This is a genomic window from Microbacterium hydrocarbonoxydans (genome assembly GCF_011752045.1).
Classification (GTDB): Bacteria; Actinomycetota; Actinomycetes; order Actinomycetales; family Microbacteriaceae; genus Microbacterium.
On sequence record NZ_JAAKXW010000001.1, the window covers coordinates 1185022 to 1207431 of the forward strand.

20 protein-coding genes are annotated in these 22410 nt (G+C 70.1%); 7 read left to right on the top strand and 13 right to left on the bottom strand.

Translation table 11 applies throughout. The features are described from left to right. Positions 1-60 precede the first annotated feature (60 nt). Positions 61-843 (top strand): mechanosensitive ion channel family protein, encoded by a 783-nt coding sequence (locus tag G6G98_RS05625; RefSeq protein ID WP_067350068.1) that lies wholly within the window; start codon positions 61-63, stop codon positions 841-843. Positions 844-1006: 163 nt separating this feature from the next. Next, positions 1007-2902: an ABC transporter ATP-binding protein gene (locus tag G6G98_RS05630; protein ID WP_067350065.1), complete on the top strand. Its 1896-nt coding sequence runs from the start codon at positions 1007-1009 to the stop codon at positions 2900-2902. A gap of 63 nt (positions 2903-2965) precedes the next feature. On the opposite strand, the gene G6G98_RS05635 is transcribed toward G6G98_RS05630, so the two are convergent. From G6G98_RS05635 to G6G98_RS05650, 4 genes are all read right to left on the bottom strand, one after another. Next, complete coding sequence (locus G6G98_RS05635; protein WP_067350063.1) at positions 2966-3409, bottom strand: nucleoside deaminase; 444 nt, start codon at positions 3407-3409, stop codon at positions 2966-2968. 16 nt (positions 3410-3425) lie between these two features. After that, positions 3426-3941 (bottom strand): 2-oxo-4-hydroxy-4-carboxy-5-ureidoimidazoline decarboxylase, encoded by a 516-nt coding sequence (gene uraD / locus G6G98_RS05640; protein WP_067350061.1) that lies wholly within the window; start codon positions 3939-3941, stop codon positions 3426-3428. After that, on the bottom strand, positions 3938-5323 hold the full coding sequence (locus G6G98_RS05645) for an MFS transporter (RefSeq protein ID WP_067350059.1): 1386 nt from the start codon (positions 5321-5323) through the stop codon (positions 3938-3940). The genes uraD and G6G98_RS05645 overlap by 4 nt, the downstream gene beginning before the upstream one ends. 297 nt (positions 5324-5620) lie before the next feature. Then, positions 5621-7483, bottom strand: coding sequence for a phosphoenolpyruvate carboxykinase (GTP) (locus G6G98_RS05650; RefSeq protein WP_067350058.1), 1863 nt, complete (start codon positions 7481-7483; stop codon positions 5621-5623). 112 nt (positions 7484-7595) lie between these two features. Between G6G98_RS05650 and G6G98_RS05655 the strand changes: the two genes are divergently transcribed. Next, positions 7596-9038, top strand: a complete 1443-nt coding sequence (locus G6G98_RS05655) for an XRE family transcriptional regulator (protein ID WP_164233319.1) — start codon at positions 7596-7598, stop codon at positions 9036-9038. A gap of 7 nt (positions 9039-9045) precedes the next feature. Here G6G98_RS05655 and G6G98_RS05660 read toward each other — a convergent pair whose 3' ends face one another. Beyond that, a complete protein-coding gene (locus G6G98_RS05660; protein WP_164233317.1) occupies positions 9046-10092 on the bottom strand; it encodes a winged helix DNA-binding domain-containing protein in 1047 nt (348 codons plus the stop codon). 35 nt (positions 10093-10127) lie between these two features. Beyond that, entirely contained in the window at positions 10128-11570 is a 1443-nt protein-coding gene (locus G6G98_RS05665) for a glyceraldehyde-3-phosphate dehydrogenase (protein WP_208321426.1), read from the bottom strand. A gap of 159 nt (positions 11571-11729) precedes the next feature. On the opposite strand from G6G98_RS05665, the gene G6G98_RS05670 reads away from it, so the two are divergent. Continuing rightward, entirely contained in the window at positions 11730-13049 is a 1320-nt protein-coding gene (locus G6G98_RS05670) for an amidohydrolase (RefSeq protein ID WP_243842013.1), read from the top strand. A 156-nt stretch (positions 13050-13205) separates the two neighbouring features. Here G6G98_RS05670 and G6G98_RS05675 read toward each other — a convergent pair whose 3' ends face one another. The 7 genes from G6G98_RS05675 to G6G98_RS05705 form a co-directional block, all read right to left on the bottom strand. Then, positions 13206-14195 (bottom strand): methyltransferase family protein, encoded by a 990-nt coding sequence (locus G6G98_RS05675; protein WP_164233311.1) that lies wholly within the window; start codon positions 14193-14195, stop codon positions 13206-13208. A 110-nt stretch (positions 14196-14305) separates the two neighbouring features. Beyond that, positions 14306-15004: an alpha/beta fold hydrolase gene (locus tag G6G98_RS05680; protein WP_164233309.1), complete on the bottom strand. Its 699-nt coding sequence runs from the start codon at positions 15002-15004 to the stop codon at positions 14306-14308. 58 nt (positions 15005-15062) lie between these two features. Then, complete coding sequence (locus tag G6G98_RS05685; protein ID WP_164233307.1) at positions 15063-15650, bottom strand: TetR/AcrR family transcriptional regulator; 588 nt, start codon at positions 15648-15650, stop codon at positions 15063-15065. 68 nt (positions 15651-15718) lie between these two features. Next, a complete protein-coding gene (locus G6G98_RS05690) occupies positions 15719-16552 on the bottom strand; it encodes an ATP-binding cassette domain-containing protein (RefSeq protein WP_164233305.1) in 834 nt (277 codons plus the stop codon). Beyond that, positions 16549-18336, bottom strand: coding sequence for a dipeptide/oligopeptide/nickel ABC transporter permease/ATP-binding protein (locus tag G6G98_RS05695; RefSeq protein WP_164233303.1), 1788 nt, complete (start codon positions 18334-18336; stop codon positions 16549-16551). The genes G6G98_RS05690 and G6G98_RS05695 overlap by 4 nt, the downstream gene beginning before the upstream one ends. Further along, positions 18333-19274, bottom strand: a complete 942-nt coding sequence (locus G6G98_RS05700) for an ABC transporter permease (RefSeq protein ID WP_067350032.1) — start codon at positions 19272-19274, stop codon at positions 18333-18335. Before G6G98_RS05700 ends, G6G98_RS05695 begins: the two co-directional genes overlap by 4 nt. 67 nt (positions 19275-19341) lie before the next feature. After that, complete coding sequence (locus G6G98_RS05705) at positions 19342-20871, bottom strand: ABC transporter substrate-binding protein (RefSeq protein WP_243842014.1); 1530 nt, start codon at positions 20869-20871, stop codon at positions 19342-19344. Positions 20872-21139: 268 nt separating this feature from the next. Between G6G98_RS05705 and G6G98_RS05710 the strand changes: the two genes are divergently transcribed. The 3 genes from G6G98_RS05710 to G6G98_RS05720 are packed head-to-tail and all read left to right on the top strand — an operon-like array spanning position 21140 to position 22409. Further along, complete coding sequence (locus tag G6G98_RS05710; RefSeq protein ID WP_067350026.1) at positions 21140-21511, top strand: DMT family transporter; 372 nt, start codon at positions 21140-21142, stop codon at positions 21509-21511. Then, on the top strand, positions 21508-21825 hold the full coding sequence (locus G6G98_RS05715) for a DMT family transporter (protein ID WP_067350021.1): 318 nt from the start codon (positions 21508-21510) through the stop codon (positions 21823-21825). Before G6G98_RS05710 ends, G6G98_RS05715 begins: the two co-directional genes overlap by 4 nt. 17 nt (positions 21826-21842) lie before the next feature. Then, complete coding sequence (locus G6G98_RS05720) at positions 21843-22409, top strand: hypothetical protein (protein ID WP_067350019.1); 567 nt, start codon at positions 21843-21845, stop codon at positions 22407-22409. The last annotated feature ends 1 nt before the right edge of the window (position 22410 follow it).

Below are 22410 nucleotides of genomic sequence, written 5' to 3' on the forward strand. Positions count from 1 at the left end.
AGACCGGAGTCAACCCTCACCGGGGACAGCCCTCGGTGGCGTTGAAAGGGGAGGTACATCATGGACTGGTCCGGATTCGGACTCGGTATCGGCGGGATGCTCGCCGGCATCGGGAACTTCGTCCTGCAACTGCTCGTGTTCCTCGTCATCCTGCTGATCGGATGGCTCATCGCGAAGAGCGTCGCCAAGGCGCTCGAATTCCTGTTCAAGAAGATCGGCTTCCAGCGTCTGCTCGACAGAGCAGGCATCTCGAGGCTGCTCGCCCCGACGGGGATCGATCCGCTGACGCTCGTCGTCAAGCTGGTCTATTACTTCATCCTGCTGATCGCCCTGCTGCTGGCGCTCGGCGCGTTCGGGCCGAGCAACCCGGTGTCCGGCATCGTCGAGGAGATCATCGGCTGGCTGCCGCGCGTGTTCGTCGCGATCGTGATCGTGGTCATCGTCGCCGCGATCGCGAACTTCGTCGCCGACATCATGCGTCCGGCGCTCGCGAAGTTCCGCTTCGGCGCGGTGCTGACGCGGATCGTGACGATCTCGATCATCGCGATGGGCGTCATCGCCGCCCTCAACCAGATCGGCATCGCGGTCACCGTCACCATGCCGATCCTCATCGCCGTGCTCGCGGCCGTCGTCGGCATCGCCGTGGTGGGCATCGGCGGCGGCCTCATCGCACCGATGCGGTCGCGGTGGGAGAAATGGCTCGGCACGATGGAGTCCGAGATGAGCACAGTCGCCGCGGACGCGGCGCGGACGGAACCGGCGGCGCCCACTGCCCCGGCCGCTCCACCGGCAGCGCCGCCGACCCCGCCGGCACCCCCGGCACCGCCGGCGCCGACCGCGTGACCATCGCACGCTGAACACAGCACGGGATCCCCGTCTCATATCCCTGAGACGGGGATCCCGTGCGTACAGGGGCGGCGGGCCTCTCGGCACTCAGCCCGCGCAAAGAATCCCCCGTCCCAGGAAGTACGGTCGTAGTACCCCATCGAACAGAGCGAGGTTCAGCATGTCCAGCACGGCGACGTCACGCCGGCGCGGTCGCAGCGCGCCCCAGGACGGCCCGCGCGCCACCTTCCGCCAGCTCCTCCCCTTCCTCTTCGAGCACAGGCGCACGCTCATCGTGGTCGCCGTACTCAGCGTGTTCGGCGCCGCGACCTCCCTGGTCCAGCCGCTCCTGGTCGGACGGGTGATCGAGGCCGTGCAGTCCGACGGCACCTTCGGCGTCCTCGTCTGGCTGCTCATCGGCTTCGTCGTCGTGTCGTCGATCATCTCGGGATACCAGCACTATCTGCTCCAGCGCACCGGCACGGCCGTGGTCCGAAGCAGCCGCCGCAAGCTCATCGCCCGCATCCTGCACCTGCCGATCAGCGAGTTCGACGCGCGCCGCACCGGCGACCTCGTCTCCCGGGTCGGCACGGACACGACGCTTCTGTACGCCGTGCTCACCCAGGGCCTGGCGGATGCCGTCGGCAATGCGATCCTCTTCCTCGGAGCCCTCGTGGCGATGCTCCTCATCGACCCGATCCTTCTGATCCTGATCGTCGTGGTGATCGGGGCATCCGTTGTGGTGGTCGTGGCCCTGAGCGGGCGTATCCGCACCGCCTCGGCGGCACAGCAGGCGAAGGTCGGCGAGCTCGCCTCCGGCGTCGAGCGCGCCGTCGGGTCGATCCGCACCGTCCGCGCCTCCGGCGCCACCGAGCGCGAGACGGCCTCCGTGTCGCAGCTGGCCGAGGACGCCTACGGGATCGGCGTGCGCATCGCCAGGATCTCGTCGCTCGTCGTCCCCGTCGCGGGCATCGCGCTGCAGCTGTCTCTGCTCGTCGTGCTCGGCGTCGGCGGATTCCGCGTCGCAGACGGAACGATCACGATCGCCTCTCTCGTCACGTTCATCATGTTCCTCTTCATGCTGGTGATGCCGCTGGCGTCCACCTTCGGCGCGATCACCTCCGTCAATCAGGCCCTCGGGGCGCTCGGCCGCATCCAGGAGGTGCTGGACCTGCCCACCGAGACCCAGGAGGATGCCGCGACGGCGGCCGCCATCGCCGGCGCGGAGGCCCTCGAGGAGGCCGGGGAGGAGCCGCCGGCGATCGAGTTCCGCGACGTGCGGTTCCGCTATCCCGAGAACGTCGTCGCCGCCCGCGCCGCCGCCGCGAAGGAGGCGCACACCCTCCTCGCCGACGCCCACCTGGAGCGCGCGCACGAAGACGAGACCGCGCCCTCCCAGGACGTGCTGCGCGGCGTCTCCTTCGCCGTGCCGCGCGGTGCGCGCGTCGCCCTCGTCGGCCCGAGCGGTGCGGGCAAGAGCACGATCCTCTCCCTGGTGGAGCGCTTCTACGACCCGACAGGCGGCTCGATCCGGCTGCACGGCCACGACGCGCGCACCTACCCGCGGGAAGAGCTGCGCGCGCAGTTCGGCTACGTCGAGCAGGACGCGCCCACCCTCGCCGGCACACTGGCCGACAACCTGCGGCTCGCCTCCCCGGACGCATCGGATGCCGACTGCGAGCGCGTGCTCCGCGCGGTGAACCTGGGAGATGTGCTCGAACGCAGCCCGCTGAGGCTCGACGCGCCCGTCGGCGAGGACGGCGTGATGCTCTCCGGCGGCGAGCGCCAGCGCCTCGCGATCGCCCGCGCGCTGCTGACGGACGCGCCCATCCTCCTCCTCGACGAGTCGACGTCCTCACTGGACGGCGTGAACGAGCAGCGGATGCGCGAGGCGATCGACGCCGCCTCCTCCGACCGGACTCTCGTCGTGATCGCGCACCGGCTGTCCACCGTCGTCGACAGCGATCTCATCGTCGTGCTGCAGGACGGCGTCGTCGTGGGTCGGGGCACGCACTCGGAGCTCGTCGAGTCGACTCCGCTGTACCGTGACCTCGCCCGGCACCAGCTCCTGGCCTGAGGCGGCGACGCGCGAAGCGGGGCGGCGCCGTCTCCGGCACCGCCCCGCTTCGTCTCTCGGCCCTCAGGTCGCGAGCCCGGCGTAGTACGCCGTGATCTCCTCCTCGAGCACCCCGCGGGTCAGCGTGAACTCGTCCCGCAGGCCGAGAAGGTCGAGGAGACGCTCGACGCTGTACTGCCCCGGGGCCTCGATCCCCGGCGCGGACCGGACCGCGATGACGAGGTCGCGCAGGCCGGAGTTGACGATCGCGCCGGCGCACATCGCGCACGGCTCGAACGTCGTGATGAGCGTGGCGCCGGAGAGGTCGAGTCCCCATCGCGCCGTGGCCTCGCGCACGGCGACGAGTTCCGCGTGCGCCGTGCAATCGGCGGTCGTCTCGACCCGGTTCCGCGCGGCGATGGTGCCGCGGGGTCCCGTGATCACCGAGCCGTAGGGGTGGTTCCCTTCCTGCTCGGCCATCCGCGCCTGCGCGAGGGCCGCCCGCGCGTGCTCTTCGAGGTCGGTCATGGTCTTCCTTCCGCTCTCAGGCCGCGATGACGCGGTCGAGCCGCCCGCGGGAGATGATCGCGATCTGTCCGAGAGCGGTCTGCAGCTCGGTCTCGGAATCGGCGCCGATGCGCCGCTCGAACTCCGCGAAGATCGACTCCTTGGTGTGGCCCCGCACCGCGATCACGAACGGGAAGCCGTGCCGGGCGGAGTACTCCGCGTTGAGCGCGCCCATCCGCTGGAACTCCTCCGGGCTGAGCGCGTCGAGTCCGGCGCTGGCCTGCTCGCCGACGGACTCCGCCGTCATCTCGCCGGCCTGGGCCTCCTTGCCTGCCAGCGCAGGGTGCGCGTTCAGGAAGTCGAGCACGACCGCCCGGTCGGCCTTCTCGATGACCGAGAACATCGCCCGATGCAGCTCGCTGACGTCCGCGAACGGCCGTGACCTCCACGCGTCCTCGGCGACCCAGGGCGAGTTCTCGAACACCGGGCCCAGGGCGGCGACGAAGCCGCCCTGGTCCAGTGCGTTGATCGCGTCGAGGCTGAGTCCCGTCACGCCTGGGGCTCCTTGACGGCGACCGGTGCGACCTCTGCCTCGGTCTCCACGACCGGGACCGTGATGGTCGTCGTCTTGGCGACCTCCTTGAACTTCGGCACCAGCAGCAGGATCAGGATGGTGGCGCAGATCTCGACCGCCGACACGATCAGCAGGCCGGGAGCCAGGCTGCCGGTCTGGTCCTTGAGCGAGCCCAGCATGAACGGTGCACCGAAGCCCGCCAGGTTGGCGATCGAGTTGATCAGCGCCACGCCGCCGGCCGCGGCCGCGCCGGCGAGGAACCGGTTCGGCATCTGCCAGAAGATCGGGATCGCGGACATGGTTCCGACCAGCGCCATCGCAAGGCAGAGGATGGCACCCAGCGGGCTGATGTTGATCATGATGGCGGCGCCGGCGAGACCGACCGCGCCGATGCCGGCGGAGACCGCCGTCTGGATGCGCGACTCACCCGTGCGGTCGGAGATGAATCCGCCGACGATCATGCCGATCGCTCCCAGCAGGGAGATGCCGGCCATGATCCAGCCGACGATCAGCGGGTCGGAGAACCCGACGTTCGAGACCAGCGTCGGGCCGTAGAAGGTGAGCGACGAGTTCGCGGCGATGATGCAGAAGAAGATGAGGATGAACAGCCAGATCGTCTTGCCCTTGAGCGCGTCGAGCATGCCGTGCGGGCGCTTCTCGGTCTTCTCCTCGAGATCGAGCTCGCTCTGGACGAACTCGCGCTCCGAGGGCGTGAGCCACTTGGCGTCGCGCGGACGGTCGGTCAGGAAGAAGAAGGTGATGATGCCGAGGATGATCGACGGGATGCCCTCGATGATGAAGACCCACTGCCACTCGGCGAGGCCGGCGACGCCGCCCATGGTGTTCATGATGAGACCGGCGATCGGACCGCCGATGACGCCGGCGAACGCGGATGCCGACATGAACATGCCGAACGCCTTGGCGCGACGGTTGCCGGGGAACCAGTAGGTCAGGTAGAGGATGATGCCGGGGTAGAAGCCGGCCTCGAACACGCCGAGGAGGAAGCGCAGCACGTAGAACATCTCGGGCGTGGTGGCGAACATCATCAGCACGCTGACGGTTCCCCAGCCGATCGTGATGCGCATGATCGTCTTGCGGGCGCCGATCTTCTGCAGCAGGAGGTTGCTGGGAACCTCGAAGAGGAAGTAGCCGATGAAGAAGATGCCGGCGCCGATGCCGTAGATCGTCTCGCTCCACTGCAGGTCCTCCAGCATCCGGAGCTTGACGAACCCGATGTTGACCCGGTCGATCCAGGCGACGATCCACAGCAGCATGAGGAACGGGATGATCCGGAAGAAGATCTTCCGGTAGACCCGTTCTGCGGATTCGGGCGTTCCGGCCCGTGAAAGCAGTGATGACATGAGAAATCTCCCTTGATTTCTCCCTGCGCTGACGGGCGCCGGGTGGTGGTGGAGGGAACTGATCTTCCGCATTGTGAAATCGATGTTCCACTCTGTGGCAGTGCCTGATCATATTCCCGCACGCACCTCCCGGTCAAGGATTTGGCATACCAATTTCAGAAATGGTCTACCGGAGTGCTGGGGCACGCGCGCGAAGGCGGGATGCCGGAGACCACTCAGCCATGGGTTCGTCTCGAGCATCCCGCCTTCACGGGTGTGGTGGGCGCCGCATCCCCCGATGCCGGCGCCCGGTCTGTGTCAGGAGCTGGACAGCCGGTAGCGCAGCGATGCCAGCTCCGAGCGGAGCGCCGCCGGGATGCGGTCTCCGAACGTGTCGTAGAACTCCTCGGTGAGGTCGGCCTCGGTCTTCCACGCCTCGGGGTCGACCGCGAACAGCTCCTCGAGGTCCTCAGCCGGGATGTCGAGGCCGTCGAGGTTGAGATCCTCGATACGCGGCAGGCGGCCGATCGGGCTGTCCACCGCGGGGACCTCGCCGGAGATGCGGCGGATGATCCAGTCCACGACGCGCGAGTTGTCGCCGAAACCGGGCCACAGGAAGCGCCCGTCGGAGCCGCGGCGGAACCAGTTCACCTGGAAGATCCGCGGCGCCCGGTCGAAGCGCAGACCACGACCGACCTTGAGCCAGTGCCCGAAGTAGTCGGCCATGTTGTAGCCGCAGAACGGGAGCATCGCGAAGGGGTCGCGACGCAGCTCTCCGACCGTGCCCTCGGCCGCCGCGGTGCGCTCGGACGAGATGTTGGACCCGAGGAACACGCCGTGGGTCCAGTCCGTCGCCTCGACGACGAGCGGGACGTTGCTCGCCCGGCGGCCGCCGAACAGGATGACGTCGAGCGGCACTGCCGACTCCCAGTCCTCCGAGATCTGCGGGCACTGCGCGGCGGACACCGTGAAACGCGAGTTCGGGTGCGCCGCGGGGCGGCCGGAGTCGGGCGTCCACGGGTTGCCCTGCCAGTCGGTCAGGTGCGCGGGCGCCTCGTCGGTCAGGCCCTCCCACCACACGTCGCCGTCGGGGCGGAGCGCGACGTTCGTGAAGATCGTGTTGCCCCACAGGGTCTCGACCGCCGTGACGTTCGTGGACTCGCCGGTGCCGGGTGCGACGCCGAAGAAGCCTGCCTCGGGGTTGATCGCCCACATGCGACCGTCTTCACCGGGACGGATCCAGGCGATGTCGTCGCCGAGCGTCTCGACCTTCCAGCCGGGGATCGTCGGGCGCAGCATGGCGAGGTTCGTCTTGCCGCAGGCCGACGGGAACGCGGCGGCCACGTGGTAGGCCTTGCCCTGCGGATCGATCACGCGGATGAGGAGCATGTGCTCGGCGAGCCAGCCCTCCTCACGGGCGATGACGGAGGCGATCCGCAGCGCGAAGCACTTCTTCGCGAGGATCGCGTTGCCCCCGTAGCCGGAGCCGAAGGAGTAGACCTCCAGCGTCTCGGGGAAGTGCACGATGTACTTCTCGTCGTTGCACGGCCACTCGACGTCGGCCTCGCCCTCCGCGAGCGGGGCGCCGACCGAGTGCACGGTCTTGACCCAGGGAGCGCCGTCGGCGATCTGACGCGTCACGGCGTCGCCGACACGCGTCATGATGCCGATCGAGGCGACGGCGTAGGCGCTGTCGGTGACCTGGACGCCGATGTGCGAGAGGGGGCCGCCGACGGGACCCATCGAGAAAGGCACGACGTACATGGTGCGGCCGCGCATGGACCCTTCGAAGATCTCGGTCATCTTCGCGCGCATCTCGGCGGGCGGGGCCCAGTTGTTCGTGGGGCCGGCGTCCTCTTCGCGCTCGGAGGAGATGAAGGTGCGCCCCTCGGTGCGGGCGACGTCGCTCGGGTGCGACCGGGCGAGGTAGGAACCGGGACGCCACTCGGGGTTGAGCTTGATGAGCTTGCCCTCGTCGACGAGGCCGCGCAGCAGCCAGTCGTTCTCGGCGCGGGAGCCGTCGATCCAGTGGACGGATGCCGGCTGCGTCAGCGCGGCGATCTCGTCCACCCACGCGACCAGCGCGGCCATCGCGGGAGTGTCATAGGTCGGAGCCGTCCCGAACGTGCCGGCGGGAACGACGGATGCGGCGCGAGGGGTGAAGACTTCGGCGATTGCCATGACTGCTGCTCCTTTGAAGTGGGGGGCGTTGCATCCATCTTCTTCCGGTTTGGGCGTGACTTTCCGCCATTTCGAGTGGTAAGAAATTGAGTTCTTTCGCTATGCTCAAGGAATGGCGACCTCCGGCATCCACCTGACCACCCTCGGCCATCGCATCCGTCACCACAGGCTGGCAGCCGGCTTCACGCTCGACGATCTCGGCGCCCTCGTCGGCGTCGCCGGATCGCAGCTCAGCCTCATCGAGAACGGCAAGCGCGAGCCGAAGCTGTCCCTGCTGCAGGCCATCGCGGAGGCCTGCGCCACGGAGGTCGCCGACCTCATCTCGGGCGAGCCGCCGAACAGGCGGGCGGCCCTGGAGATCGAGCTGGACAAGGCGCAGGCGAGCCCTGTCTTCCGGCAGCTCGGCATCGCCCCGGTGCGGGTGACCAAGGGCATGAGCGACGAGACCATCGAATCGGTGCTCGGCCTGCACCGCGAGCTGCAGCGTCGGGAGCGCGAGGCGATCGCGACGCCGGAGGAGGCGCGGCGGGCCAACACGGAGCTGCGGCTGCGGATGCGTGCGCAGAGCAACTACCTTCCCGAGATCGAGAAGCTCGCCGAGAAGCAGCTGAAGGCCGCCGGACATGTGCAGGGCGCGCTCACGCACCGCACCGTGAGCATCATGGCGGAGAAGCTCGGCTTCGAGCTCATCTACGTCAGCGACCTGCCGCATTCGACCCGTTCGGTCACCGACCTGGAGAACGGCCGGATCTACCTGCCCCCGGCCTCCATCCCGGGCGGCCACGGCCTGCGCTCGATGGCGCTGCAGGCCATGGCGCACCGCCTGCTCGGCCACACCCCGCCGACCGACTACGCCGACTTCCTCATGCAGCGGCTGGAGATCAACTACTTCGCCGCTGCGGCGCTGATGCCGGAGACCGCCGCCGTCGCCTTCCTGCAGCAGGCGAAGAAGGACCGCAACCTCGCCGTCGAGGACTTCCGCGACGCCTTCGGGGTCACCCACGAGGCCGCCGGGATGCGCATGACGAACCTGCTCACCCACCACCTCGACATGTCCCTGCACTTCCTGCGAGTGGACGAGACCGGTGCGATCACCCGCGTCTACGAGAACGACGACCTGCCGCTGCCGATGGACGTGACCGGCTCCGTCGAGGGCCAGCGGGTCTGCCGCAAGTTCCAGGCCCGCAGCGCCTTCACTCAGCAGAACCGCACCACCGAGCACCACCAGTACACCGACACGCCCTCCGGCACGTTCTGGTGCTCGACGCAGACCGGGTCCTCCACGGAGGGCGAGTTCTCCGTCACGGTCGGCGTCCCCTTCGACGACGCGCGCTGGTGGCGCGGACGCGAGACGAGCGACCGCGCGGTGTCGACCTGCCCCGACGAGGCGTGCTGCCGGCGCCCGCCGACCGATCTCGCCGACCGCTGGAGCGGCAAAGCGTGGCCGAGCGCCCGCGTGCACACGCACATGTTCTCGCCGCTCCCCCGCGGTGCCTTCCCCGGCGTCGACGACAACGAGGTCTACAACTTCCTCGCACGGCACGCGAGCGAGTGACGACCCCTCAGCTGTCGAGGAACCTCGTGAACCGCGCGAGCGCGGCGGAGACGGCATCCGGATCGGCCGGCTCCCGGAAGAGCTCGGGCTCCGCGCCGAGGGATGCCGCCGCGTGCGTCCAACATCCGATGATCCGCCCCTTCTCGACGATCGTGGCGCGCACCATGCCGTTCTTCCCGGGGCCGACGGCAGCCAGATGCTCGGGAGCGCAGACCGCCGTGCGGTCGGCGTAGGAGATGTAGTACTCGTCGAAGGCGCCGAGGGCGTGGACGGATGCCGCGCCCGGCGCCCGGCGCGGCCGCTCCCTGGCCAGGAAGAGCCCTTCGGCGACCTCGTCGACCCGGCCCGCCGCTCGCTCCGCGGCCTCCCTGGACTGGCCGAGGGTCAGCCCCGACCACCACGCGAAGTCGGCGACGCCGGCCGGGCCGTGGCCGTCGATGTAGCGGACGAAGAGCTCTCCCAGCGGGTCGTCGGGGGTCACCGGCTCGCGGATGTGGTCTTCGACGAGCACGAACCGCTGCTCACGGGCCGTTCCGTCGCGCGGCACCACCGGCCCCTGGCAGATGAGGCCGTCGAGCGTGAGCGCCGCGATGAGGTGGATGCCGCGCTGCCCGGCCGGGTCGATGCCGATCCCCGCGAACGCCTCGAAGAGCTCGGCGCGGGTGAGCCCGCCGTCGCGCAGGGCCGGCGTGACGGCGCGGACCACGGCGGCGATCATCTCCTCATCGATGCCGAGGTCGCGGTGCCGGCCCGCCGCCTGCTGGCGCTGGCGCGTCGCCGTGACGGAGAGCACCCAGCCGAGATCCCCGGCGGAGATGGTGTGCAGGGTTCCGCGCATGGTCCAGGCGCGCACGAGTTCGCCGCGGTCGAACGCGCGGTCGACGGCGCCCAGGGCCGGCTCCCCGCGGGTGCGCGCCGCGAGCGCCCAGCGCCCGGCGGTGAAATCCTGGCTCTGGACGGCGAGCATGTGCGCCGCGGCATCCGCCACGGTGCGCGCCGGCGCGGTGAGGCGGTGCGATCGGAGACGCTCGGCCAGCAGGGTCGCGGTCTTCATGACCCCATCATGCCGGGCGCCTCCGACAGTTCGCGTCAGCCTTCGAGCGTCACCTCGCGTCGCGCCGGGAGCACGACCGGGTGGGAGCCCGCCATGACCTCGAGCACGCGGATGACCTGGCAGGAGTAGCCGAACTCGTTGTCGTACCAGACGTAGAGGATGAGGGTGTCTTCATCGGCGATCGTCGCCAGTCCGTCGACGATGCCCGCGCGGTGCGAGCCGACGAAGTCGGTGGAGACGACCTCGGGCGACTCGACGTAGTCGATCTGCTGGCGCAGCTTCGAGTGCAGCGAGACGCGGCGCAGGTAGTCGTTGACCTGCTCCTTGGTGGCCGGACGCGAGATCGTGAGGTGCAGGACCGCCAGGGACACGTCGGGGGTGGGGACGCGGATCGAGCTGCCGGTGAGCTTGCCCTCGAGCTGCGGAAGAGCCTTGGCGACGGCCTTGGCCGCACCGGTCTCGGTGATGACCATGTTCAGCACGGCGGAACGGCCGCGGCGGTCGCCCTTGTGGAAGTTGTCGATGAGGTTCTGGTCGTTGGTGAACGAGTGCACCGTCTCGACATGGCCCTTGACGACGCCGTAGGCCTCGTCGATCGCGGCGAGCACCGGGGTGATCGCGTTGGTCGTGCAGGACGCCGCGGAGAGGATGCGGTCGGACTCCTCGATCGTGTCGTCGTTGATGCCGTGGACGATGTTCTTGAGGGGACTCTTGCCGGGCGCTGTGAGCAGCACGCGGGCGACACCTGTGGAGTTCAGGTGCTGTGACAGGCCGGCCTCGTCGCGCCAGCGGCCGGTGTTGTCGACGACGATCGCGTCGCGGATGCCGTAGGCGGTGTAGTCGATGGACCCCGGGTCGTCGGAGTAGATCACCTGGATGCGCGTGCCGTTGGCGATGATCTGCTCGTTCTCCTCGTCGACGGTGACCGAACCGGCGAAGCGGCCGTGCACCGAGTCGCGCAGCAGCAGCGAGGCACGCTTGACGATGTCGTTCTCGGAGCCGCGGCGGACGACGATGGCGCGCAGGCGCAGGCCGCTGCCGCCGCCGGTGTGCGCGATGAGGATGCGGGCGAGCAGGCGGCCGATGCGGCCGAAGCCGTAGAGGACGACATCGGTGGGCTCGGCGGCCACGGCGCCCATGGCCGGGGCGAGGACCTCCGCCAGGTAGGCTTCCAGCGTCGCGTCCGAGCTGTTGCCGCCCTCGACGAGGCGTGCGACGTCGATCGAGGAGGCACCCGGTGCGAGCTTCTGCAGGGTCTCCAGCACGGCGAGGCTGTCCTCGAGGGAGAGCTCGGCGTGACCGAGCTGGGCGACGCGGTCGTGGACCTCGACGATGCCGGTGGCGGAGAGCCCCAGCAGGCGATGCCCGTGGAGCGACGTCACCACGTCGCGCTCCCGCCTCAGGGAGCTGATCAGCGGGATCATCCGCTCCGCCAGCTCTTCTCTCGCGGTCCAGTCGTCGCCGTGTGCGTCGTTCATCTGCATCCTTGCATGGGTGAGGGCGCGCCGAGATCGTCGGCGCGGATTTGCCGAGGGAGTGCATCGGGGGTGCTTCCAGGGTACGCTTTGCCGCCGCAGGCGCCGAATCCTCTCGCGCAGTGGAAACTTTACTTCTACATACGTGGAATAATGGGCGGCATGCACCACCGAGACGAGGCCGACCTGATCATCCGCGGCGGCCGCATCCACCGCTTCGACGCGGAGGAGTCGACCGCGACCGCTCTCGCCGTGCGGGACGGCGTCATCGTGGCTCTGGATGAGAAGGCGGAGGCGCTCCGAGCCCGTGACACGGTCGAGCTCGACGGACGCACCGCCATCCCTGGCGTCAACGACGCCCACCTGCACGCCGCCTGGCTCGGCGCCCGCTGGCCGCACCTGTTCTTCTCGGAGGACCCCGCCGCGCACCAGCCCTCGGGGCGCCTGGTCTCGACGCCGGCGGAGCGACACGCTGCGCTGCTGCGCGCATGGAGACTGCTCGCGGAGCTGGGCATCACCAGCTACACCGAGCCCGGCATCGGCCCCGGCGAGGACGAGGGCGAGACCGGATGCTTCGGCACCGGGATGCTCGACGCCTATGTCGAGCTCCACCGCGCAGGCGCGCAGACGTCGCGCGTGACGATGCTGCGCCTGTTCGGAACGATCGACGGCGAGAGCACACTGGAGGACTTCGAGCGAGGCCTTCGCATGCCCGCCCCGCAGACCGATCCCCGGTGGCTGGCGATCACCGGGGTGAAGATCTTCGCCGACGGCATCCCGCCGCTGGCGACGGCCTGGGTGCAGGAGCCGTATGCGGACGGGACGACGGGGCACCTGCTCACCCGCGGCGAAGACCCCGTCACCGCCTTCCGCCGGATGGTCGAGCTGGCCGTGCGCGACGGCCGCCAGGTCGCGGTGCACGCCACCGGCGACCGCTCGATCGAGGAGTTCCTGCTCGCGCTCGAGGGGCTCGGCGCCCCCACAGCATCCGGGCCGCACTACGTCGTGCACGGAGACCTCGCGACCCCCGACCAGATCGAGCGGCTCCGCCGCATCGGCGCGGGGTTCGCCGTGCAGCCCCTGATCGCCGCGCACACGCACGCCTGGGCCGGTGCACAGCTCGGGCCCGCGCGCCTCGCGACCGCGTGGCCGCTGCGCGAGATGCTCGACGCCGGCGTGCTCACGACCGTCACGAGCGACGCGCCGATCGCGACTCCGGACTGGCGGGCGAGCCTCGATGCCGCGCTCGCCCTCCTCGGCGCCGATGCGGTCGGCACCCGCCGCGCGCTCCTGCGCCGGATGACCGCGGATGCCGCCCGCCAGGACGGTGCGGAGGCCTGGAAGGGCACGCTCGAGACCGGGAAGGTGGCCGACCTCACCGTCCTCGACGAGGATCCCCTGGAGCCCGGCCGGCCCTTCGCCGCGGCGGGCGTCGCCCGCACGATCGTCGGCGGACGCACGGTCTTCTCCTCCGGCTCCTGAGTGCGCCGGCGATGCGGCGCGCGGCGCCGTCGCCACGTCGAGCCGGCGCCGACGCGTCGAGCCGGTGCCCGCCTGACGCCGGGAGGACACCGGCTCGGCAGGAAGTCACCGGCTCGACGGGAGCGCTCCGGGGTGGAGCGGCGTCCCGGCGGCGCGTCAGACCGCGGTCGCGACGAGCACCCGCGGGCTGCCCGGCAGCGCGACCTTCTCACGCACCTGCCACCCGGCGTCGGCGAGCCAGCCGCGCACCTCGGCCTCGGGGTAGACGACGGTGCCGTCGATGACGAGGTACTCCCCCGCGTGCAGCGCGTCGAGGCCGCGCTGGGCGACGTCGTCGTCGAGGAAGAAGTCGAGCACGGTGAGCGTCGCCCCCGGCAGCGCGGCCGCGCGGAGGCTGCGGAAGATCTGCGCGTTCTCCTGGGCGCTGAACCGGTGGATGACGTGGTTGGCGAACACCGCGTCGTAGTCGCCCTGAGGGGTCGCCGTCGCCGTGTCGCCGATCTCCACGCGCGCGCGGTCGGCGACCCCGGCGGCGGCGATCGCCTCGGCGACCCCGCCCTCGAAGCCCTCCGCGTAAAGGAAGGTGGTCCGCAGCTCGGGATTGCGCGCCATCGCCGCGAGCGCGAACTCCGCCGAGAGCCCCCCGAAGTCGAGGGCGTTCGTCGCCGCGGAGAGGTCGACGAGGCGGCCGAACTCCTGCGCGTGCAGGCGGTTGTACGTCATCACACCGGACATGAAGGTCGCCCAGCGGGCGTCGTCCATCTGCAGGTCGCCGGGCTCGGCGGTGTCGACCGTGTGCGCGAACTGGAGCCAGTGCGGGTAGCTGATCTCGCTGAGGAAGGCGAGGAAGGGCGCGAGGTCGATCACGGAATCGGCGCCCGTGAGGTAGGCGGATGCCTCCTCGGTGAGGGCGTACTCGCCGCCGCTGCGGTCGAGCAGGCCCTTCGCGGCCATGGCGTCGGCGAGGAGCCGTGCGATGCGCTCGCTGACGCCGCACCGCTCCGCGATCTCCGCGGCGGTTGCCGCGCCGCCGGACACGGCGGCGAAGAGGCCGATGCGACTGGCCTCGAAGAGCTGCTTCGAGGCCATGTACCCGGTCGCGATGTCGAGGATGCGCGCGGCGTCGGGGGTGGTCGTGTTCATCATGGGTGATGCCTTTCATCAGGGTGCGCCGGCAGCGCATGGTGGTCGACAGGTTTATCTACATATGTAGGAAATAACGGATGCGAATGCGTCCAGTACGAGGTCCACACGGCTCAGTCCGCCAGGAACTCGGTGACGGCTGCGCGGAACTCGGCGGCGTGCAGCGCGGCCAGGTGATCTCCGGGGACGCGCACGGCACGAGCATCGGGCAGCAGTGCCAGGAACTCCGGCAGACCCGCGACCATACCGTCGTCGACACCACCCAGGAGCAGCGTCGGCTGAGCCGGCACGCCCGCCGCAGGATCGAACGGCTCGGCGGCCAGTCCCTCGATGAGATCGAGGAGCTCTTCCGGGCGGTTGCCGGGCAGCGACGCCATATGCACGATCATCGCACTCAGCGGATCGGCCGGAGCCACTCCCCCGGCGAGCGCCGCACGGGCCGCGGCCAGGTCGACGTGCGCGAACGGCTCGCCCGGCGCCAGTCCGCCGAGGACCAGCCGCCGGACCCGCACGTCCGGATGCTGCGCGATATCCCAGGCGAGCCTTGCCCCGAGCGAGTAGCCGACGAGGTCGAACGGCTCCTCGCCGACGGCATCCGCGAGCGCCCGCACGACAACGCTCGTCGGCGCCGCGCCCAGGCCGGGGCTCGCGCCGTGCGCGGGGAGGTCGACGACCACCCGGGGCCGGCCCGCGAGGGCATCCCGCCACACGGCATCCGGCCAGTCCTCGGATCCGGACGATGCGAGACCGTGCAGGAAGACCACGGCCCGTCCGGAGCCCGGGCTCCGGCGGACGGACAGGGAAGGAGTCACGGCGCGCCGTCCTCTCTGATCGGGCGCGTCGCGATCGAGGGGACCGCGGGCCCCCCGGTCAGCGCAGGCGCGCCAGGAACTGGTCGATGTAGGCCTGATAGTCGGCGACGCGGTCGCCGTCCGGGTACATGAGGTTGATCACGGTCGCGCCGACGGCGACCGAGATGTACTCGTTCGCCGCGGCGAGATAGTCCTGGTCGCGGATCGCCCCCTCGCCCCTCGCCGCCTCCATCCGCTCCACCAGCGCCGAGCGCCAGTTCGCGAGGTGTCCGCGGTACAGATCCGCGAGGGTCTCGTTCGCCATCGCGTACTCCCACAGAGCGAGCAGCACCCGTCCTGCGGCGATCTGCTCCGGGTCGCGGGGAATCGTCGCTTCGAGGAAGCGGCGCAGCGCGGCATCCGCCGTCGCCGGCTCCTCCCCCGCGGCCTGCACGCCCTCGGACATCTGCTGCAGGATCGTCTCGAAGGTCGCCGCGACGATGCTCTCCTTGCCCGGGAAATAGTGCTTCAGCGCCCCGTTCGCGAACCCCGCCTCCGCGGCGATGCTGCGCATGGTGGCCGCTTCGAAGCCGCCCTTCAGGATGATGCTCTTGGCGACCTCGACGATGTCCCGCCGGCGCTGGTCGTGATCGATGATCTTCGGCATGGGGTCCTTCCGGCCGGTGCTGACTCCGTGTTCCTCCGCGCTGGGGCGTCGGCGCATCCGGCCTGGTGCTACCGTACAGCCGCATCGGGCGCCCCCCGCAGAGCCAGCCACCGGGAGCGTCGCTCCCGCTGGGCGATCGGATCGGCGACCGGTGAAGCCAGCCGCAGCCTCTCCGAGTACGGATGCTGCGGGCTGCGTGTGACCTGCTCGCCCTCGCCGACCTCGACGAGCTCGCCCCGGTACATCACCGCGACGCGGTGGCACACCCGGCGCACGACGCCGAGGTCGTGCGAGACGAACAGATAGGAGACGCCCGTGTCGCGCTGCAGTTCGATGAAGAGGTCGAGGATGGTCGCCTGGGTGGTGAGGTCGAGGGCGCTCACGGGTTCGTCGCAGACGATGAGTCGCGGACCGCGCACCAGGGCCCGCGCGATCGCGATCCGCTGGCGCTGACCGCCGGAGAACTCGCTCGGGTAGCGCTCCATCGCCGTCGACGGGAGCCGCACGCGGTCGAGCATCGCGCGCACCCTGGCCGCCGCCTCCGCCGCGCCGATCCCCGTGGTCAGCAGCGGCTCCGCGAGGATGTCGCCGATCGTCATGGCCGGATTCAGCGACCCGTACGGGTCCTGGAACACCACCTGGATGTCGTCGGCGAGCGCCCGCCGTGCGCTGCGGCCGAGACCGGCGATCTCCCGGCCGTCGAAGCGGATGCGTCCCCCGGACACCGGCGCGAGTCCGAGGATCGCCTTGCCGAGGGTGGACTTGCCGGACCCCGATTCGCCGACGAGGCCCAGGCACTCGCCCGGCGCGATGTCGAGCGAGACGCCGTGCAGGGCGCGGAACGCGTGCCGCCCGCGTCCGTACTCGACGACGAGATCGTTCACCTCGAGCAGGGCGCTCATGCGGTCACCTCCTGGTCGCGAGCGGCGGCGCGGTCCAGCGCAGCCCGTCCGTCGGCATCGTCGAGCGACGCCGCGATGAGCTCCCGCGTGTACTGCTCGGCGGGGGCGGCGAACAGCGAGTCGACCGGACCGGATTCGACGATGTCGCCGCCGCGCATCACGATCACGCGGTCGCAGATGTCGGCCACGACGCCGAAGTTGTGGGTCACGATGAGCAGCGCCATGCCGTACTCGGCCTGCAGCTCGCGCAGCAGCTCCAGCACCTCCGCCTGCACGGTCACGTCGAGGGCGGTGGTGGGCTCGTCGGCGACGAGGAGCGACGGCTTGCCCGCGATCGCGCCGGCGATGAGCACGCGCTGGGCCATGCCCCCGGAGACCTGGTGCGGGTAGCTGCGCATCACGCGCTCGGGCTCGGCGAGACCGACGCGCAGGAGCATCGCCCTGGCGCGTTCCCTGGCATCGGCCCGGCTCAGGCCGTGCGTGTGCCGCAGCGGCTCGATGAGCTGGTGGCCGATCGTGTAGGAGGGGTCGAGGTTGCTCATCGGCTCCTGCGGAACGTAGCCGATCGTGCGGCCGAGCAGCGCCTGACGCTGCTTCGCCGTCGCCCGGCTCATCTCGGCGCCGCCGATCAGGATCGAGTCGGCTTCGGCGCGTCCGGTGGAAGGGAGCAGGTCGAGCACGGAGAAGATCGTCTGCGACTTGCCGGAGCCGGACTCGCCGACGATGCCGACGACCTCCCCCGGCGCGACGTCGAAGCTCACGCCGTGCACGACCTCGGTCTCCCCGGAGGGCGTCGCGTGCGACACCCGGAGGTTCTCGACGCGCAGGGTGGCGGGTTCGGCGGCGGGGCGGACGGATCCCGTCGCGGCTGCGACCGAGGGCACGGCATCCGCCCTCCGTCTGCTCACCCGCGGCGTGCGCACCTGCACGAGTTCCGCCAGTGTCGAGCCCATGATCGCGAGCACCGCGATGGTGAGCCCCAGCGCCGCCGACGGCCACAGCAGCATGAGCGGGTAGGTGAGCATCAGGCGGAAGCCCTCGAGCATCATCGCGCCCCAGCTGGGCACATTCGAATCCCCGATGCCGAGGAACTGGAGGCCGGCCTGCATGCCCATGGCGATGCCGGCGGTGAGCGCGGTCTGGATGATGACGGCCGGGTAGACGGCCCGGATCACGTGCCGGAAGATGATGCGGACGTCCGAGAGTCCGGACACGCGCGCGGCGTCGATGTACGTCTCCCCGCGCACGGCCAGCGCCTGCGACCGCGTGATGCGGAAGTAGCCCGGCACCATGAACACACCCACGGTGACCATCAGCACCTCGAAGTTGTTGCGGCTGCCCGCCGCCACCACGAGAAGGATGATCATTCCGGGGATCGACTGGAGCGCGTCGCTGATCCAGGTCGCCACGCGGTCGAAGACCCCGCCGAAGTAGCCTGCGGCGATGCCCGATGGCACCCCGATCACGACGGCGGCGACGATGGTGATGAGGGCGCCCCAGATCGTCGTGCGGGTGCCGTGGATGAGGCGGGAGAGGATGTCGCGTCCGGTCGAGTCGCCGCCGAGGAGGTGCTCCGGCCCCGGGGGCGCCTTCGCCGCGGTGAGGTCGACGAGGTTCGGGTCCATCGGCGCGAGCAGCGGCGCGAAGACGCCGACGAGCACGATCAAGAGGAAGATCGCCAGCGGCACGAAGCCGCCCGGATGCCGGAGGAACCGCCGGAGCAGGCCGGAGCGGCGCTTCTGCGCGGCGCGGTCGAAGGCGACGCGGATGTCTGTGGTGGTCATGCGACGCGCACCTTCGGGTTGATCCAGCCGAGCACGAGGTCGAGGAGGAGGTTGATCACGACGACGAAGACGACCGAGATCACCGTGATGCCGAGGAGCATCGGGATGTCGCCGTTCTGCGAGGACTGATTGGTCAGCTGCCCGAGACCCGGGAGGCTGAAGATCTGCTCCACGACGATCGCTCCGGAGAGCAGGCCGACGAACATCAGGGCGATCACGGTCAGCGCGGCGGGAGAGGCGTTGCGGAGGATGTGCAGGTTGACCCGCATCGGCGAGAGGCCGCGGCTGCGCAGCGTACGCACCCAGTCCTGCCGGCTCTGCGCGATCACGGCGTTGCGGAGCTGCTCGGAGACGGCCACGATGCCGCCCAGCGCCAGTGAGACGGCCGGCAGCGTGATCGACCGCAGCCAGCCGTCGGCCGACTGCGTCGGCGGCACGTAGCCGACGGCGGGGAACCACTTCAGCTGGACGGCGAACCAGATCACCAGCACGAGACTCACCCAGAACCCGGGGAGGGCGAAGAGCACGACCGACGCGCCCTTGATGACGCGGTCGTACCAGGTGCCGGGGCGCAGGCCGGTGAGCATCCCGAAGGCGACGCCGAGGACGGCGGTGATGAGCGTGGCGAGCGTGACCACCGAGAGCGTCACCGGCACCTTGATGGCGAGCTGCGTGCCGACCGGCTGGAAGTTGCGCCAGGACGTGCCGAAGTCGAGCAGCACGGCGTGCGAGAACCAGTCCCAGAACTGGACGAGCAGGGGGCGGTCGAGGCCGATCTTCTCGGCGAGCGCCGCCTGCTGCGCGGGGCTCGCCGTGGTGCCCAGCAGCGCCGCGGTGGGATCGCTGATGGCGAGGTGCGCGAGGAAGAAGGTACCGATCGAGACCGCGACGAGCAGCAGGATGCCGGAGAGCAGGCGCTTCGCCGTGAACAGGAGCATGAGGACCTCTCGGGGGTCGGAGGACGGGGATGCCGGGGCGACCGGAGAGCGGTCGCCCCGGCGAGCGTCAGCCGCGGGTGATGTAGCGCAGCGTCGGGAACATCATGCCGACGACCGGCTGCACCTGGATGCCCGCGGTGCTGTAGTAGATGTTGTTCGCCTGGTACCAGACCGACCACCACGCCTGGTCGACCAGCGCCTCGTTGAGCTCCTTGACCGCGGCGGTCTGCGCGTCGCCGCGCTCGGTCCGCACCTTCTCGACGAGGGGCGCGATCACGTCGTTCTGCGCGTAGTCCGGCGCCGGGTTGAACCACTGCACGCTGGTGACCTGCCGGGCGACCGTGGCGACCTCGTTGCCGTCCATCGCCAGGAAGGAGATGAACATCGGGTAGTTCGGGGCGTTCAGCTGGTAGTCCGGCATCTGCATGTTGTCCCAGGTGACGGTGACGCCCAGCTCGTTGAGCGCCTGCTCGGCGGAGGGCTTCCACACCTCGAAGACGGGCGACATCGGCATGGAGATCGAGAAGCCGTCGGGGTAACCGGCGTCGGCGAGAAGCTGCTTGGCCTTGTCCATGTTCACGGCGTACCGGTCGTTGAGCGCGGGATCGTTGATGCCGCCGCCGTCGGGGAAGACCTGATTCGTGGCGACGCCGGCCCCGCTGCCGACGGCGGCGAGGATCCCCGCGCCGTCGAAGGCGTAGTTCAGGGCCTGACGCACTTCCAGGTTGCCGAGCGGCTCGCTCTTCGCACCAGTGTGGTCGGTGATGACGAGACCGGCCCAGCCGGAGACGCGCTCGGCGACGTTCCAGCCCTGCTCCTCCGCCTGAGCCAGGTTCGCGACATCGCCGTACTGCACGTCGATCTGCCCGCTGAGCATGGCGTTGTGGCGCGCCGTGGCATCCATGATCGGGAAGATCGCCAGCTGCGAGAACTCGTACGCGCCGGCATCCCAGTGGTCGTCGACCTTGGTGAAGTGGTACTCGGCGCCGGCCACGCTGGTCGCCGTGTCGAGGATGTACGGACCGGATCCGATCGGCTCCGCGCCCAGGGTGCCCGCCTCGATCGCCGCCGGGGAGGCGACGTAGCTGCGGCCGAGACCCATGAAGTAGAGGATCGTGTCGTCGCGCTGGGTCAGGTTGATCGTGATGGTGTCGTCGTCGAGCTTCTCGAAGGAGGAGACGTTGACGTAGGCCTCGCCGGAGCGTGCGCCGGCCTTGAGGTACTCGAGGCTGGTGACGACGGCGTCAGCGTCGACCGGGGTGCCGTCGCTGAACACCGCGTCGGTGCGGATGTCCATCTCGATGCTGAGGTCGTCGTCGGCGACGGTCCAGCCGGTCGCGAGCGACGGGATCGGCTCCCCGTCGGCGTCGAGCGCAACGAGCGCGTCGTACACGGCGGAGAGGTACGGCCCGTCGAAGCCGATGTCCGCGAGCGACGGGTCCCACGACGTGACGTCGAGGAAGTTGCCGATGTTGAGGGCGTCCGGTCCGGTGACGCCGGTGTCTCCGGAGGGCGACGGCGTGCCGCCGCCGCTGCAGCTGGTGAGGGCGAGCGACGCGGCCAGGGCGGCGGCGAGTGCGAGGGGCATTCGTTTCATGGTTCCTTCTCTCGGGTGCAGGAGTGGTGAAGAAGGTTCTCCGTGCCGTGGCCCGCTGGCGGGACCGACGCCACGTCGATGTGTCGTGCTGGTTAGTCTACACATGTGGAAAAAGAGCACAAGACCGTTCTCGTCCCGCATCGCCGGACGTCATGACGCCCGGCGCACCGGGCTTGTCACCGGACGCACGAGTTCACCGGTGGGACAGGGAATCCTGGGAGCATCACCACTGTTCTCCCCGACGGATCCCCGCCCCGAAAGGCCTTCGATGACAGCACCCCGCCGCCGGTCGGCCTGGCCGCCGCTCCTCCTCGCGATCGCCCTCGAGGTCACGGCGACGCTGTCGCTGCGCGCGGCGGAGGGCTTCACGCATCCGCTCTGGCTGATCCCCGTCGTCCTCGGCTACAGCGGATCGCTGTGGCTGCTGTCGGTCGTCCTGGACCGCGGGATGCCGGTCGGCGTCGCCTACGGGATCTGGTCGGCGATCGGCGTGGTGCTCACCGCGATCCTGGGCACAGTGCTGTTCGGCGAGACGCTGGGCACGGTCCAGATCATCGGGGTCGGCGCCATCGTCATCGGGGTGCTGCTGGTCGAGCTCGGCTCGCACCCGCGCGTGCCCGCCGCGGAGGCGACCTCGTGACCTGGGTGCTGCTGGCACTCGCCATCGCCAGCGAAGTCACCGCGACCCTGAGCCTGCGCGCGTCCGAAGGGCTCCGTCGGCGCCGCTGGATACCGGTGATCGTGATCGGCTACCTCGCCGCGTTCGTCCTCCTCGGGGCGATCCTCGCGATGGGGATGCCGGTCGGCGTCGCCTACGGCGTCTGGGCGGCCGCGGGCGTGGCGCTCACCGCGATCCTCGGACGCGTGATCTTCAAGGATCATTTCTCCCTCCTGATGGCCGCCGGCGTCGCGCTCATCGCGATCGGCGTCGGCCTCATCGAGTTCGGGCACTGACGCGAGACAATGGCGGGGTGAACGCCCTGCACACCCGCGCATCGGCCCTGCAGACGGCGATGGCCCGGATCGCCCGCCGCGTCCCCTGGTGGGCCACCCTCGCGATGGCCGCACTGTCCCTGGTCGCGGGCGCTCTTCTCCTGCTGTATCCGAGCGGTGTCACCTCCCGGATCGCGATGCTCGCCGGCCTCGGCTTCCTCCTCTCCGGCCTCGACGACGTCGCCAGCGGAATCCAGCCGCCGCCGCGCCTGTGGGGCGTCGCGATCGGGGTGCTGTCCGCGGCCGCTGGCCTCACGGTGCTGCTCGCTCCGCTTCCCACCATCGCGATGATCTGGCTCGCCGTGGCCGTGATGGCGTCGAATGCGATCGAGCACGTCGTCACCGCCGTCCGCGGCGAATCGACGACCCCGCGCACCGACTACGCGCACGCCGCGATCGACGTCGCACTCATCGCGCTGTGCGTGATCTCACCCGGTTCCGGCAGCGTGGCGCTCGCCGTCGCCCTCGGCATCCGCAGCCTGGTGGCCGGCATCCGGCTGGCGGGGTTCTCGATCGCGCGCGCACGGGCCCGCCGCGGCGCCTGAG

What these genes read in the sequence shown, in the direction of transcription:
- G6G98_RS05710 (WP_067350026.1), top strand. Translation starts at nt 21,140, where the DNA reads ATGACAGCACCCCGCCGCCGGTCGGCCTGGCCGCCGCTCCTCCTCGCG.
- G6G98_RS05670 (WP_243842013.1), top strand. Translation starts at nt 11,730, where the DNA reads ATGCACCACCGAGACGAGGCCGACCTGATCATCCGCGGCGGCCGCATC.
- G6G98_RS05685 (WP_164233307.1), bottom strand. Translation starts at nt 15,650, where the DNA reads ATGCCGAAGATCATCGATCACGACCAGCGCCGGCGGGACATCGTCGAG.
- G6G98_RS05650 (WP_067350058.1), bottom strand. Translation starts at nt 7,483, where the DNA reads ATGGCAATCGCCGAAGTCTTCACCCCTCGCGCCGCATCCGTCGTTCCC.
- G6G98_RS05700 (WP_067350032.1), bottom strand. Translation starts at nt 19,274, where the DNA reads ATGCTCCTGTTCACGGCGAAGCGCCTGCTCTCCGGCATCCTGCTGCTC.
- G6G98_RS05655 (WP_164233319.1), top strand. Translation starts at nt 7,596, where the DNA reads ATGGCGACCTCCGGCATCCACCTGACCACCCTCGGCCATCGCATCCGT.
- G6G98_RS05695 (WP_164233303.1), bottom strand. Translation starts at nt 18,336, where the DNA reads ATGACCACCACAGACATCCGCGTCGCCTTCGACCGCGCCGCGCAGAAG.
- G6G98_RS05660 (WP_164233317.1), bottom strand. Translation starts at nt 10,092, where the DNA reads ATGAAGACCGCGACCCTGCTGGCCGAGCGTCTCCGATCGCACCGCCTC.
- G6G98_RS05665 (WP_208321426.1), bottom strand. Translation starts at nt 11,570, where the DNA reads ATGAACGACGCACACGGCGACGACTGGACCGCGAGAGAAGAGCTGGCG.
- G6G98_RS05705 (WP_243842014.1), bottom strand. Translation starts at nt 20,871, where the DNA reads ATGAAACGAATGCCCCTCGCACTCGCCGCCGCCCTGGCCGCGTCGCTC.
- G6G98_RS05625 (WP_067350068.1), top strand. Translation starts at nt 61, where the DNA reads ATGGACTGGTCCGGATTCGGACTCGGTATCGGCGGGATGCTCGCCGGC.
- G6G98_RS05645 (WP_067350059.1), bottom strand. Translation starts at nt 5,323, where the DNA reads ATGTCATCACTGCTTTCACGGGCCGGAACGCCCGAATCCGCAGAACGG.
- G6G98_RS05635 (WP_067350063.1), bottom strand. Translation starts at nt 3,409, where the DNA reads ATGACCGACCTCGAAGAGCACGCGCGGGCGGCCCTCGCGCAGGCGCGG.
- G6G98_RS05630 (WP_067350065.1), top strand. Translation starts at nt 1,007, where the DNA reads ATGTCCAGCACGGCGACGTCACGCCGGCGCGGTCGCAGCGCGCCCCAG.
- G6G98_RS05675 (WP_164233311.1), bottom strand. Translation starts at nt 14,195, where the DNA reads ATGATGAACACGACCACCCCCGACGCCGCGCGCATCCTCGACATCGCG.
- G6G98_RS05690 (WP_164233305.1), bottom strand. Translation starts at nt 16,552, where the DNA reads ATGAGCGCCCTGCTCGAGGTGAACGATCTCGTCGTCGAGTACGGACGC.